The 13,597-nt window shown below is 39.0% G+C and carries 13 protein-coding genes and 3 pseudogenes; all 16 read right to left on the bottom strand.

All coding sequences use genetic code 11. The annotated features are described in order from the left end of the window. Positions 1–32: 32 nt before the first annotated feature. The 16 genes and pseudogenes from HGH47_RS06885 to HGH47_RS06810 all read right to left on the bottom strand — a co-directional run bounded on the left by HGH47_RS06885 (position 33) and on the right by HGH47_RS06810 (position 13,402). Positions 33–185, bottom strand: a complete 153-nt coding sequence (locus HGH47_RS06885) for a hypothetical protein (RefSeq protein ID WP_212566233.1) — start codon at positions 183–185, stop codon at positions 33–35. Positions 186–198: 13 nt separating this feature from the next. Beyond that, a pseudogene (locus HGH47_RS06880) lies at positions 199–483 on the bottom strand (MptD family putative ECF transporter S component); the annotation flags it as partial. A 113-nt stretch (positions 484–596) separates the two neighbouring features. Next, positions 597–908: pseudogene (locus HGH47_RS06875) on the bottom strand (MptD family putative ECF transporter S component); the annotation flags it as partial. A gap of 4 nt (positions 909–912) precedes the next feature. Continuing rightward, entirely contained in the window at positions 913–1,743 is an 831-nt protein-coding gene (locus tag HGH47_RS06870; protein WP_432911247.1) for an ATP-binding cassette domain-containing protein, read from the bottom strand. Between the two features lie 300 nt (positions 1,744–2,043). Continuing rightward, a pseudogene (locus tag HGH47_RS06865) lies at positions 2,044–2,535 on the bottom strand (ABC transporter ATP-binding protein); the annotation flags it as partial. A gap of 15 nt (positions 2,536–2,550) precedes the next feature. Beyond that, positions 2,551–3,270: an energy-coupling factor transporter transmembrane component T gene (locus HGH47_RS06860; RefSeq protein ID WP_212566234.1), complete on the bottom strand. Its 720-nt coding sequence runs from the start codon at positions 3,268–3,270 to the stop codon at positions 2,551–2,553. A gap of 527 nt (positions 3,271–3,797) precedes the next feature. Beyond that, the gene (locus tag HGH47_RS06855) at positions 3,798–4,508 is read right to left on the bottom strand and encodes an ABC transporter ATP-binding protein (protein WP_212566235.1); all 711 of its coding nucleotides are present in this window, start codon (positions 4,506–4,508) and stop codon (positions 3,798–3,800) included. A 40-nt stretch (positions 4,509–4,548) separates the two neighbouring features. Further along, on the bottom strand, positions 4,549–5,565 hold the full coding sequence (locus HGH47_RS06850) for a FecCD family ABC transporter permease (RefSeq protein ID WP_212566236.1): 1,017 nt from the start codon (positions 5,563–5,565) through the stop codon (positions 4,549–4,551). After that, entirely contained in the window at positions 5,566–5,895 is a 330-nt protein-coding gene (locus HGH47_RS06845; RefSeq protein ID WP_212566237.1) for a hypothetical protein, read from the bottom strand. Between the two features lie 28 nt (positions 5,896–5,923). Beyond that, positions 5,924–6,781, bottom strand: coding sequence for an ABC transporter substrate-binding protein (locus HGH47_RS06840; RefSeq protein WP_432911213.1), 858 nt, complete (start codon positions 6,779–6,781; stop codon positions 5,924–5,926). A gap of 98 nt (positions 6,782–6,879) precedes the next feature. Beyond that, on the bottom strand, positions 6,880–7,329 hold the full coding sequence (locus tag HGH47_RS06835; RefSeq protein ID WP_212566240.1) for a MarR family winged helix-turn-helix transcriptional regulator: 450 nt from the start codon (positions 7,327–7,329) through the stop codon (positions 6,880–6,882). Then, positions 7,319–8,317 carry a methyltransferase gene (locus HGH47_RS06830; RefSeq protein WP_212566241.1) on the bottom strand — a complete coding sequence of 333 codons (999 nt, stop codon included), beginning with the start codon at positions 8,315–8,317 and terminating at the stop codon, positions 7,319–7,321. The genes HGH47_RS06835 and HGH47_RS06830 overlap by 11 nt, the downstream gene beginning before the upstream one ends. A gap of 154 nt (positions 8,318–8,471) precedes the next feature. Continuing rightward, positions 8,472–8,894: a very short patch repair endonuclease gene (locus HGH47_RS06825; RefSeq protein WP_212566242.1), complete on the bottom strand. Its 423-nt coding sequence runs from the start codon at positions 8,892–8,894 to the stop codon at positions 8,472–8,474. A 5-nt stretch (positions 8,895–8,899) separates the two neighbouring features. Continuing rightward, positions 8,900–10,204 carry a hypothetical protein gene (locus HGH47_RS06820; RefSeq protein WP_212566243.1) on the bottom strand — a complete coding sequence of 435 codons (1,305 nt, stop codon included), beginning with the start codon at positions 10,202–10,204 and terminating at the stop codon, positions 8,900–8,902. Positions 10,205–10,214: 10 nt separating this feature from the next. Beyond that, positions 10,215–12,338: an ATP-binding protein gene (locus HGH47_RS06815; protein ID WP_253676372.1), complete on the bottom strand. Its 2,124-nt coding sequence runs from the start codon at positions 12,336–12,338 to the stop codon at positions 10,215–10,217. Further along, complete coding sequence (locus HGH47_RS06810) at positions 12,335–13,402, bottom strand: DNA cytosine methyltransferase (protein ID WP_212566246.1); 1,068 nt, start codon at positions 13,400–13,402, stop codon at positions 12,335–12,337. The genes HGH47_RS06815 and HGH47_RS06810 overlap by 4 nt, the downstream gene beginning before the upstream one ends. Positions 13,403–13,597: the final 195 nt, after the last annotated feature.

The raw sequence follows: 13,597 nt of genomic DNA, 5'->3' as shown, positions 1-13,597 counted from the left end.
ATTATGGAAACCTCTAAAAGCCAATCGAGTTTTTAGAGATGCCCATTGCAGCCCTGCACAATACGCAGCAGCAACCGGAACATCGCATAATACGGCAACAATCCGAAAAACACGGAAGCAATCGCCAAGACCACAGAAACACTATAAACCGGAATATGTTCTTTTACAAAATCCTTAAATCGCATGGTTGGCAATCTTTTACTTCATATCTTTAAAATGCCGTTTTAAGATGAGCTTGCCAATATACACGCCGGCGATACCGAAGACGATGGCGGATACGATGCCGATGACGGCAAAGGCACCGGTAAAGTATTGTACATATTCACGTATCTCGTCCAAGCTCATGCCCATTTCCTGCCACTTCGCCAATTCCCGCTCTAAAAAGAAAATGAAAGGAAACACTCCTCCGCCAAAATATGCTGCCTGCGTAAGTCCGTGCCCTGCGGCGATTGAAAGTGTTTTGAACCCTGTTTTTACGATAATCAACAAGCCCGATGCAGAGCATCGGCTTGTTGTTCTCATAAGGTGGTTGCAGTCGGTTTTTATACCCTTTATTACGGCGCAGAGCGCCGGGGTATAAAAGCCTCCGCACGAATCACATCAGATATCAAGCCTATAATGACGACAAAAATTAAACAGTTAATACTTCCCATTCCGGTCAGCGTAAAGAGCGCGACACCCAGTCCTGCCAACAGCGTTAATGCTCCGAACCGCCGGACAGTCTTTACAACAAATAGGATGATAGGCCCCATAAGAATACCCGTCATGCTGGGGGCAAACACGTGCATAATAGGAATAGTAACGGACGTCAGCATTCCGACGCCATAAATAACAGCTGCATAAATCGCCGCCATTAAACCGATTAAAACAAAGTGACTGATTTTCCAGCGATTGTTTTCTGTGTTCATACCTTTATAACCTCTCTTTAAAAATATGATCGAGCTGCATCGTGCCGTTCAATTGGAAATCTTCCTTACAATGCAACGGCTGAACAAAATATGAATTTTTGAAACCGTTGCATTCATGCGCGTCAGCGCATACGTTTAATAAGCGATGTTTGCGATGAGCAAACTCGTCATTTAACTTTGGTTGCGCTATTTTAGCAACCAAAGTTAAATCTTCTTTTATCCGTCCGTCTTCCAAAAGAACCGCTCTGTTGCAGGCGTTCACAATGAACTCATAATCATGTGTGATAATTATGGAGGCGTTTGCATCCCCTGTTATCGAATCGATAAGCGTGCAGACATTTTTCATACTACCGTAGTCCAGTCCGCTGGTCGGTTCGTCAAAAATAGTAAGCCGCTTATTTTGCAAAAATGATGCGGCAACCACCAGCCGCTGTTTTTGTCCCATCGACAATGTAGTCGGGTGCTGTGCTTGCAGTGCCGAAAGGCCGAGTGCTGTAAGCACACTTTGTATTCGATTTTCCCGATCGGGCATCGATTCGTTGCCGAGCAGTAAATCGTCATACACGCTGCACCCGAAAAGCTGAAAGTCAACATTTTGCATCACGTACGCAGCCGTCCTGCTGCGCGCCTTTACCGGGAATATGTCTCCGTCAAATAGCAGCGTGCCGTGTTGTTCCTTTTGTAACCCGCAGAGGATTTTTCCCAGCGTTGTCTTTCCGCAGCCGTTTTTACCGATTAAAGCGATTTTATCTCCGGGGTAGATTAAAAGATTAATTCCTTTCAAAACCTTCACGCTTTTGTGATAGGCAAAATGAATATCGTGAAGCGCCGCCAACGGGTCGCCTTTCGTTTGAGGTTGAGGAGTAGGCACGGCCGTGAGCGTATTGCCGAATAGATGCAAAGCGCGAAGCTGTTGCTTGTGGAATACGTCATTACTTACGTTGTGTAATGCATCTTTTTTATATTCCCGTACGATGCTGCCGTTTTCCATTATGATGAGGCGATCGCAGAGTTCTGCCAAATAATGAAGCCGATGCTCAATGATGAGCAGCGTGTAGCCTTTTGATTTTAGCTGTGCAAGTATTTGTGTAAGCAATTCGACGGATTGATAATCGAGATTGGAAGACGGCTCGTCCATCAGTACAACGCGCGTGTCCAACATTAAAACCGAAGCGATTGCAATTTTTTGTTTTTCACCTCCGGAGAGTTCCGAAAGCTTTCTGTTCAAAAGCGGTTCCAGAGATAACAGTTTTGTAACACGGTGCCGCCGCTCTATTTCTTCTTTTTGTATGCCATAATTCTCGCACGGATACACAAGGTCGGAAAGCACATCGGTTGTAAAAAACTGACTTTCAGGATTTTGAAAAACGGAGGCCGCACTTTTTGAGAGCGCGCACATACTCATAGCCGCAACAGCGTTGCCGTTTAATGTAAGACAGCCCTTTATTTCTCCTTCATAAAAACGCGGACACAGTCCGTTTATACAGCGGAATAATGTTGACTTCCCGCAACCGCTTTTTCCGGTGATAACCGCCAGCTCTCCTTTTTTGACGGACAAGGATATGTGTTGAATCGCCTGCACAACCGCGCCGTTATATTGATAGCTTACATCGTTCAGTTTAATCATACGGAGCACTCTTTCTCAAAATAACTTTATGTTTGCACTTGCCGTCAACAACGTGATTGCAGTGAGTAAAAACACAACGTCAGCGACTCGAAGCCTGACATCAAAATACGATGTTTTCTTACCGGTGTTTTCAATTCCCTTAACCAATGCTGTGCAGGAAAGTTCTTCCGCGGTCTTGAGACTTTTAAATAGCATCGGCACAAGCACAAATTCCATCGTTCTTATCGGATGGATGAGGGCAGCTCGTTTTGACGTATACAAACCTTTCAGCTTCATCGCATCGATGATAATGAAAAGATCGTCTTTGATTGACGGGACATATCGGAACATAACCGCTATGCTGAGGATAATACCCTTCGGAAGATGCATACGTTCAAGCGCTGTGGTGATCTCAGAAATATTTTTTTGCTTTTGTATTACCGTTCCGAGCAGCATAAAAGGGATAATCCGCTGCACAATAAAAGAGAAAACACCGATAACGGAAAAAACGGCGGAGTGAAACCCCTGTATAGCGCTGTGAAAGATGAACTGATAATAGACAAACAGTCCCGCAAACAAAAGCGCATAACACAACAGAACGCCGTATAATCCCGTTATGACCGGCACTGCCGCAGCAAGCATAAAAGCGCTAAGCGTTACCTCCGGCTTTCCGGAAATAAGCATAAATATCATAATCAATATATCTAACAAAAGAAGCGTTCTCACATCGAATACGGCCGTTTTGTTTTCTTTCATAGTAATCTTTTACCACATACCAAAATCTTTTATGCTATCATAGTTATATAAGTTAGCGGCGGCTATCAAAATGTCAAAGGATTGTCTTTTTGCTATATCTTTTGGCTGGGAGCATAAGAGCGGGAGGTATATTTCAATCTGGATACGCTACACTGCGGTCTTGCGGATATACTGTGCATCGGCTTCCCGAAATAATTTGGGAAAATATTTTGTTCGCCGGAAAGACCCACCCGAAGAGTAGATGATTGAGGCGGCGAAAAAGTTGAAGGGATGCTAGACGGATGCCTTACAGCATGATAATTTGTATTTTAACATTGTGTTCTTCTTGACAATTATGGGAATTTAGATGGATTTTATTCGTGCGGAGGGTTTAATACCCCGACGCTCGCGTCGTAACGAAGGGTATTAAAGCCGACTACAACCACCTTATGAGAACAACATACCCCGACGCTCGCGCCGGGGTTGTTGATTCAATCAGAATAAATGCTCGCGAATGTTAAATTGACCTACTAAAATGCTTCATTCCATTATGTTTTCAACAACAAGGCGGTTGACGTATTAACCTGTACAATTTCCACATTTGCGTTGAAAAAAGATTGCACGTTTTCTTGTGTGATGACTTCACGGATGTCGCCGAAAAGATAGGTTTGGTCGGCAAGTAATAATCCCTTATCTGCAATGCGGATAATATTTTGAATATAATGCGAATTAATGATGATGGTGGTACGGTTCGATTTTGAAAGTGTTTGTAGTATATTTAAAAGCTGCGCTTGATTATAAAAGTCCAAGTTTGATTCCGGTTCATCGAGGATAAGAAGACGCGGCTGAGAAACCAATGCCTTTGCGATGTATGCCATTTGCATTTCTCCTCCGCTTAACCGGTTACAGTTTTTGTTTTTCAAATGACTGATATGCAAATCGCCAAGAATTTTTTCGCTCATTTCATAATCTTTTTTTGAAGGCGCTGCAAAGTATCGGTTTACACCGCACCTGCCGAATGAAACAAAGTCCAACACAGTGTAAGCGAAAGACAGCGCTTTTGCCTGCGGCACATAAGCCAAAAATCGATGCGCTTCTTTTGAGGGGCGGTTCATAATAAAAGAAGAACCTGCCGTCCATTCGAATATGCCTGCGATGCATTTCAACAACGTTGTTTTCCCTATTCCGTTGCATCCCATAACGGCAAGTATTTCGCCTTCATTCACCGTAAATGAAATATCGTGCAAAATCGGTTTCATACGGTTATATCCAAAAGAGGCACACTTCACTGCGACTATGTTATTCATGTATGGGGTCATCCTTAAACAAGAAAAGAAAGGCGAAAAGCGGTGCTCCGGCAAGCGATGTGATGATACCAATAGGAATTTCCGAAAACCCGAGTGTTCGTGCAACGGTATCGGAACACAGCATGAACAAAGCGCCGAATACGCTTGAAAGCGGCAGCACATATCCGTGATTTGCGCCGATAATTTTTCTGGTTGCATGGGGAACCACAAGGCCTATCCATCCGATCATACCGCTTACCGTAACGGCAGAAGCAATCAGTATAGTCGCAGCACCGAGCGTTATGCCTTTCACCAGTTTTGGATGTACACCGGCAATTGTTGCTTCGTCATCTCCGAGCGATAAAATATTTAATTTCCAGCGTAATACATATAACATACCTGTTCCCACCAAGAACGGAATCAGAATGAAAGTAATGTGCGCAGTACCGGAGGAAGCAAAACTGCCCATAAGCCAAAACGTAATTGCGGGCAGAGTATCGTTTGGATCCGCTGCAAATTTTAGGATGGAAAGCATAGAAACAAATAGCGATGAGATAATGATGCCGCTTAAAACAATAGATAAAACTGAAAAATCTTTTTTCAATCTGCACAACGCAACCACTAAAAAGATACTGAGCAATCCTGCGGTAAAAGAGAGTATGAGCGTTGCGAAGATATTATTACCGAAAAAAAGAATCCCCACCGCCGCGCCGAAGCCCGAAGCTGAAGCGGTTCCCAAAACATCGGGACTTGCAAGCGGATTTTGCAAAATACCTTGCATCGCCGTGCCGGCTAATGCAAGAGCGGAGCCTACCATAATCGAGAGTATCACACGCGGAAGACGGATATCAAATAAAATATGCTGCTTTACGTCGCCGTTTGCAACCGTTTGCCGTATAACAAGCTTTACAATATCGGACGGCGTAATCGAAAACCGCCCGATAAAACAGGATGCAATCGCAGTGATCGCTAATAGCGTTATACCGGAAATAAGTATTTTCCGATATGCCGCATAATCGTACCCGTGCATTTATTGTATTACTATCGGTTGAAGCATATCGCTGATAACCGCATCCGGTAAATCGGCGGCATACATTTCCTTGTAATACCGTTTGACCTTTTCTTTAAATTCAGTTTCAGTATAACGGTCGGGATACACTTTCATAAGCATCCAAAGCGGTACTAAAGGAGAATCGGCGCATGGCATTCCCCAGCTGTATGTTTCTTGCGGAATATCGAATACGCATTTTTCTTTTACTGCAGTAATAAACGACCAATCGGCGCCGTCTACTTTGTTCTGCAAAATATGCGCAGCGGCAGTTACGTTTTTTCCAATCCGCATATTATTGATAAAAATCACATCGGGATTCCACGCATGAATCTATTCCTTACAATGCAACAGTTGAACAAAGTGTCAACTTTGAAGACTGCTGCATTCGTGCGCGAAAAGCGCACATACCATAAGCGACGTTTGCGGTAAGCAAACTCGCCGTGTTTTTCAGCTGCGCTATTTTAGCAGCTGAAAATAAACCATCCATAGAAACCGCCGCTTGTCCAGCCCCGTCTGCAAAGCCTTCCACTGCAGCGCTGTTTTCAAAGCCAGCCATTTTTAAGAATGCGTCTCCATAACTGTTCTTTCCGCTTACCGTAATCTTTCCGCCAAGATAGCTGAAAATAAAGAGCGCTCTTAATTTTTTACGTCCGCCTGTATTCAGAATTTTTTCAGTGAGTGTATTTGTTTCCTGCCACTGCTTTTTAAATCGTTCGGGATTTTTTATCTGAAAAGTATTTGCAAGCAGCGATTCCCATTTTTCCGTTAGCGTTTGCGGATTCATACCTTTTAAGTGCATATTCAGCATTGGCGTGTCGATATTTGCTAAATTCTTTTTCTCAAACTCTCCGTAATAGATAATCAGCGAAGGATGCAATGCTGCAAGACTTTCAACATTAATTGTAAAATCATTATTGACAAACGAAGTGTCGATGTTTTTTGCACAGGGGCTTACTATTTGCAATACTTGCGGATTTGATGTTGAAAAAGTCCGCTGATTTACACCGACAACGGAATCTGCAAGATGCGGAAAAGTCAGCAACATCGAATAAATAGGCGGCGATAAATTGACAATACGAGTTCGCTGTTTGCTCCGCTCCGGTTTTTCTGCATCGTACGATTCTTTTTGCCCTGCAGCAAAAAGGGTGAAGCTCAATGCGGAAATCAAAACCGCATAAATAAATTTTTTATTCATATTTTCCTCCATAATAATAGGGAACCTCTAAAAGCCGCAGTTTTTAGAGATATTCCTTAGGTTTAATTTGCAAAAATAATAAAACTTTTGTAAACTTTTTAAAAATGTTTTTCTATCATCTCATTTGCTTTTTCTAAAAAGCATTCAATAAGAGCACATTCTTGTTCATTAAGCGAATCGATAAAGTCAAAAAAAGATTTATCGCATCTTTGATGATACTGCTCATGTGCGGTATATGCCGCTTGTCCCCATTTTGTTAAAAATAATTTTTTTCTTTTTTTATCTTCCGTATCCGATTCTTTTTCTACAAACCCGCGTTCCTCAAGTTTCAGTAAAGTTTTGTGAATAACCGCACGGGTAATCCCCATCTCGCGGGCAATTTCCGAACTAAATATCCCCGGATGATCTCCTATCTTTTTTATGATATGAATTTCACCACGGTAGAATGTCATATCCTTTCCGACAAATGAGAGCGTGTTGTTTTTTCCGTTTGCAATTTTTTCTACAAACGCGATATACCGTTCAATTACGGTGTTTTTATTTGTCATCGCACACCTTCCGAAATATGATAACCGGATATAAACCGTCGGAGTCTGCCGTTATTTCTTTCAAATTGACGGAACTCAAGGCTTCAATAATCATCTCTTTTGACGGAAATTGATTTTCTCGTTTGAGATTCCCCTTCAACCATCGCGCTGCATACCGCGGTTTGTCTTTTTCCGCTGCGAAAGCGGTATCGTACACCAATAATACTCCATCTTTTTGCAGCACATTACTTATTTTTTTGACAAGAGGTTCGAGCATTGCTTGTGCGAACGGAAAAATACCTGAAGCAATTATGAAGTCGTAATCTTCGCCGATATCATCAGAAAGAAAATTTCCTTCCATAATTGAAATACGATTTTTTGCCGGGGAAGTGTCGATGTAGTCCTGTGCAATAGAGGCAACATCTTTTTGTTCAAAAAGAACGCCCTCACATTTTTTATATGTCTCTGCTACCGCAATAAGCAGTGATCCTGAACCGCCGCCTAAATCAAGAACCTTTTGCGGCGTAAGGTTAAGTTTTTTAATCAGCATCAGCAAGGGTTCTTTTCTTAACACGGCTATTTCCCTTGCGGTAATCCGTGCCATTTCGGCAAAATCAAAAACGGGCTGAGCGCTTGTAGTTTCGGATACGGTTTCCGTTCGATCGCATATATCCGATAACCGTTTTCGGTACAGCAGCACATCGCCTATATACGAGGCACCCGACCGGGATAAAAACTGCTGTGTTTCATCGGTATTACGATAGCAGTTTCCATCAACGGTTATAAGCCCTTGTACAGTAAGCACATCTAACAATATTTTTATGGATTGTGTACTGCCGAAATTAAGACCGCCGTATTTGTCGGTATCAACCGATAGTGCTGCGGCCGCCTCTTCCGCCGTCTTACCGTTGTCTAATGCCGTAAAAATATCGAGTTCAAGCGCCGTGAAAAAAATATGTGCGTCCAATAGCGCATCGAGTTTTGCATAATATTTCAAAGCGGATTTCATGCATCGTCCTTGTATCATCTTTATTGTATGCTAGGCATACATATATAATACACAAATTACGGTTTTTGTCAAAGGAAAAGGGATAGGATGCACGGAAATAAACCGGCAATGGATTTAACGGATATCTGTTACTAGTCGAGACTGGAAGCGAAGGTTAGTGGCATGATTTTAATTCTTTTACAAGTATGTCCAAAGTCATTTTTCTTTTTTTTACGGTTAATTCACACTGCCATATAATCAGTACTTTATACCCCATGCTATGCAATTCAGTAAAGACTTTTTTATCGCGAATAACATTAGCGGATATTTTTTCTTTCCAGAATTCCGTATTAGTTGTCGGTAATGCGGATTTTTTACAATTTTCGTGTCCGTGCCAAAAACAGCCGTTGACAAATATTATAGTTTTGTATTTAGGCAAAACTATATCCGGCTTTCCCGGTAATTTTTTTACATTCTTTCTATAACGAAATCCATGTGCAAAAAGATATTTACGTACCAATATCTCAGGTTTTGTTTCCTTTCCCGATATTTTTGACATAATATCCGATCTCTTTGATTTTGAAAAAATATCAGGCATATATTCTATTCTTTATTATTTTTTAAAGGGTCACTTAATTCCGGGATGATATTGGAAATTCCCAATCTAGCAGAATAGGAGGAATATTTTTGTAAAATATCGGCAAATAATTTCGATTTTGCTCTAAATATAATTCTATATTTTGAATCATCTTTAAGATTTTCATCTGAAAACATAAAAGTATATCGGAAATCAAAACAAAGCACGCAAGGCTTGGTATCTATTTCTATAGGCCAAAAAAGATATTTATTATCTCCTTTGAATGTAATATTCATAAATTTCCAAATTTTATCATTATCGCTGCTTGAAAGATCATATATAAAACCTCTAACTAATTTTGAATTAATTTTTTTATGAGAAAAATCACATGGCGGTGTCAATTCTATTCCAATAGATATTGAGTTCTTTGGTTGATTTTGTATTTTAAAATCAGACTTATTTTCTATAATTTTATAAATATTTCCTGGAACGATAATATCTTGTTTTATGTTAATACCATCTATAAACTGTTTGGTATTTAATTTAGCATAATTAAATAGTTCTTCTTGTAAATTATTTCTCCATGGATTTTGAGGAATAGAATCGAAAATATTTACATCACTTTCACACTGCTGATTTGTTAAATCAGAATAAAGTAATTCATCAAATGCTTTATATGCATCGGTTGTTAAATCGTATCCTACTACTTGATCATCCGGTATTCCGGTATGGTTCAGTGCCATTTTATACAGGATATACATCAATTCGGTTTTTTGTTTATCATAATCCGCAACTAAAGAATATATATCTGATATTGCCTTACCACTAGCAGATTTAACAGAACTCATCCAATTTACAAAAAAATATGCGGCCTTATCATTTTGTAATATATTTTTCAAATCTTCCAAAATTCCATTGTACCCATTTTGCAAATATTTAGATTTATCAAACGATACGATAAACATGGGTAAGCAATATTTGTCTTTATCCTCCAGTAATTTTTCTTTTAATATTGAAATATCCTCCGTATGTTTAGACCAAACCACTAAGCCGTAACACCCTTTTGTTGCAGGCAGAATTTTTAACAGTATCGGTCTGATTTCCGTGGAAATATTGTTTTTTATATTGATACTATCGTCTAATGATAAGTCCATAAAAATAAGTTGTCTGTATTTTTTTAAAGGTATTATATTCTTAAATTGCTTATCTTGAGGATCGATTAACTGTATTTTTACTGAAATATCTTCGCCTTGCAATTGTTTTGCAAGTTCTTCTATTTCTTTTTCTTGGTCATCAATAATTATAACACTATCAATAAAATCAGTTATCATAGTTGTTCCTTTATTTTTTTTCTTTTGGAAAACAAAGTGCAATAATCGCTTTATTAATTTGATTTTTTTTAACATCTTTCGGCAATTCAATATCATTTTCATCCAAAAATAATAGTTGACCTTTCATTGCTCTCATCATTTCGTTAGCAATATGTAAGCCTAGCCCCATGCCTATATTATGCGGTTTACCTGTAATAAACGGTTGAACGGCAACATCCGTCGGAATATTGAATCCCGGTCCATTGTCGGAAATGATAATCGAATTATATCCTTTTATTTGGTCTGTTATATATAGGGAAATCATTCTGTTACCTTTGCGTGCATAACTAAGCCAAAATATTGAATTATCCAATAAATTAGTCAATGCCGAAATAGATTCAGCCTCTGCTAAATACGCCTTTAATGAATTCTCTTTGCAGTTATCAAAAACTTCTATTTTATGGTCGGAAAATCGGAACGAATAATTGTCTAACGCTGTCAAAACAATCGATGATAATTTAGTTTCTCCAATCGAAGACTTTCTTATCATAGCCGAATATCCGCGAACAATCTTTTCGAGATTAAGTGAAATAGCAATAATATGCTCTGTCTCTCCACTATTCGCATATCCGATTAATGCCGCTACCTGTTTTTCAATTTCGTGAATAACAACACTTAAATTTAATCCGGCGTTGGCACTCTTTATAAGAACTTCCTTGACCTCTCTATATTGTTCATTTATTCGATATAAATACTTTAAGATTTCATCTTTAGTCTCTTTTTCCGTAACTTTGTTTTCTACCAATTCAATAACATCATTTAAATCGGAAAGAACAGGTTCTATCACTTTATCTTTTTTGTAAAGTGTTGTTAATATCGCTTTATCAACATTACGTTCCCTAACAATCAATGATAAAGCATAATCAACCGCATCGACTAATGCTATATAAGAATCGTTTTCAATAAACCCTTCTCTATTGGTTTTTTCTTTGAGTCCGAAACTTTGCGAACGCTTTAACTTAACGGAGCCTAAAATGATATTGTTACTCACGTTACCACCGACCCTATGAACACGTTTCAAATCTATTCCAAGCCAATCATTATCTCTTTCTCCATAGTCGTAAACCCGAACATCGTCCCGATAAACACGAACCCCTCCATTTTCTTTTAAATATGATTTTATACTTGATTTTTCCGCATTGACGAAGTTGAAAATTTGAGCGTCCATTTCATAAATGATGACATCAAACTCTATGTCTCCGATTTCGAAATCGTTTAAATCAATATAGTATTCTACATTTTTCTTTTTACCTGTTTCGTTTATTACTTCTTTGATGCCTTTAATATGAAGGTCCTCTTCAATTAAATCCATCTTCGTCAAATTACGTCCTTTATCAACCTTGGATAAAGAAGTCCACGGTTTAAATTCGTATTGAAAGTTCTCAATTAATCGCCCTTTCATTACACAATGCCCAAAATACAGACCGCTGTCTTTGATGTCCTCAAAAGAGGGAAGACCGGAAAAAAGATTTGAGTTACTACGTATATTTACTTTAAACGAATCGTTTGCTCCGGAAAACGGACTGTTTAAAGATGTTAGATTTCTATAAACCTCTCTTATTTGCCGTCTATCCCAAGTTGTTTTAAGGTCATTGATTATAATTCGCGTACCGGTTTTTCCGTCTTTAAAATAAATAGGCATCTCATTTTCATCAACTTCGATAGTAAAATCGTTTATTTTTTTTACCTGATTTAGGGTTATCCAATTAATGCTGAGATGCACTTCTTTAGCGCTTTCCGTTTTACTAATCAGTGTGATTTTATTTCCTAATTTATGAATTCCGAGACGACCAATACCCTTTTCTCCCAAAGGGAATCTTCCACAACAATTAGGTTCCAATCTTTTATGCTTAAAATCCGTTCCGATAACAAGCCATACGGTTTTGATTGTGTTTAGATTCATGCCAAAGCCGTCATCGGTAATCATCAATGATTTCAATTCCTCATTTTCCGTATTAAAATCTATAGTACAGGTATTTGCACATGCATCGTACGAATTTTTAACCAGTTCAAGAAGCGCAATACTTTCATTCTTGATTAAATCTTCACCAAAATGAGCAATAATCCTGGGGGTTATCGAAAATACTTCTTTCATTTTTTTCCTTGAATTGAATTTATAACAACTTCGCCCAATCTTCTTGCATATTCGGGCGGAACCGCATTGCCTATTAATTTTGCTGTTGCCGTAATACCGGAAGTTTTAAAAACATAGTCTTTCGGAAACGTTTGTAGCGTAGCCCCCTCTCTTACGGATAAGGCTCTATCTTCATCAGGATGTCCGAAACGTCCGTTCGAAATGCTAAAAAACTTTGTAGTAATTGTAGGAGCCGGTTTGTCCCACCACATACGTCCGTATGTATCTTTAAAGTTGTTATCCTTACCTACAAAACATTTTAGCTGGAGATCGGCATCATGAGCCCAATCCAACCTATTCCCTCCGTTATGCTTGGTTTTTTGCAATCTTCTTAAGCTTTTATCACTTAACCCTGCTACCGTATGATTAAAATCGGTATTATCACGATGCCCTGCTTTAACTTTAGAAAATCCGTTTGCTTCACCGATAACTTTATCAAGTGTTATTCCGGTTGTATCGGCACTAGGCAATCGAATATTCGCATTTTTCAATCGTGTAGCAATAAGTGAAAATCGTCTTCTATGTTGCGGTACTCCGTAATAGTTCATATCCACAACTTTATGTACAACTTTCTCATACCCTATATTTTTCAATTTATTAAGGAAGTCCGGTAATATGCTTTCTTTATTTGTTATAATTCCAGGAACATTTTCTACCAGTACATATCCCGGTTTATAATACTCCACAAAACGAGCAAAATCCAATAATAAATCTTTCGATCTCAAGGATTTCGTCTTATCGGAATTTATTATGCTGTAAAATTGGCAAGGACTGCAACCGACAAAAATCAATTCATCATCATTTCTTTTAATTTTAAAAGTATGTTCAAAATATTCGCTTTTCAATTCTTTTATGTCGACTTCAATGAACGTGCTGCGAGGGTTATTGTATTCATATGTCGCTTTAGCATCTTTATCAAAATCAATACCGGCAATAACATCGATTCCTGCTTGCCGAAGACCATAGGTCATTCCTCCGCCGCCGCAGAAAAAATCGATAGCTTTATATTGAATTTTCCTTTCCATAAATCCCTACACCGTCCCCCGGTTTTACTCATCTCGCTATACTTTTTATAATAATAACACAAATTGAGCGTAAAACTCAAGAACTTCGCAGCACCTGTTGTCAAGTTTGCTCCTTGACGTAACGGTTCTTTTTCCGTATACTGTTCAAACTTTGTCTGAGGAAGCCTTTTTTGGTAAACTAGCCTCAGCTTGTTT

The organism is Treponema sp. OMZ 805 (assembly GCF_050937395.1).
Lineage (GTDB): Bacteria > Spirochaetota > Spirochaetia > Treponematales > Treponemataceae > Treponema.
Note: the sequence above shows the minus strand (reverse complement) of the source record. Positions and strands in the feature narration are given on the sequence as shown.

Excerpts from the sequence above, each read along its gene's own strand:
- HGH47_RS06885 (WP_212566233.1), bottom strand. The coding sequence starts at position 185 with ATGCGATTTAAGGATTTTGTAAAAGAACATATTCCGGTTTATAGTGTT.
- HGH47_RS06860 (WP_212566234.1), bottom strand. The coding sequence starts at position 3,270 with ATGAAAGAAAACAAAACGGCCGTATTCGATGTGAGAACGCTTCTTTTG.
- HGH47_RS06855 (WP_212566235.1), bottom strand. The coding sequence starts at position 4,508 with ATGAAACCGATTTTGCACGATATTTCATTTACGGTGAATGAAGGCGAA.
- HGH47_RS06850 (WP_212566236.1), bottom strand. The coding sequence starts at position 5,565 with ATGCACGGGTACGATTATGCGGCATATCGGAAAATACTTATTTCCGGT.
- HGH47_RS06840 (WP_432911213.1), bottom strand. The coding sequence starts at position 6,781 with ATGAATAAAAAATTTATTTATGCGGTTTTGATTTCCGCATTGAGCTTC.
- HGH47_RS06835 (WP_212566240.1), bottom strand. The coding sequence starts at position 7,329 with ATGACAAATAAAAACACCGTAATTGAACGGTATATCGCGTTTGTAGAA.
- HGH47_RS06830 (WP_212566241.1), bottom strand. The coding sequence starts at position 8,317 with ATGAAATCCGCTTTGAAATATTATGCAAAACTCGATGCGCTATTGGAC.
- HGH47_RS06825 (WP_212566242.1), bottom strand. The coding sequence starts at position 8,894 with ATGCCTGATATTTTTTCAAAATCAAAGAGATCGGATATTATGTCAAAA.
- HGH47_RS06820 (WP_212566243.1), bottom strand. The coding sequence starts at position 10,204 with ATGATAACTGATTTTATTGATAGTGTTATAATTATTGATGACCAAGAA.
- HGH47_RS06815 (WP_253676372.1), bottom strand. The coding sequence starts at position 12,338 with ATGAAAGAAGTATTTTCGATAACCCCCAGGATTATTGCTCATTTTGGT.
- HGH47_RS06810 (WP_212566246.1), bottom strand. The coding sequence starts at position 13,402 with ATGGAAAGGAAAATTCAATATAAAGCTATCGATTTTTTCTGCGGCGGC.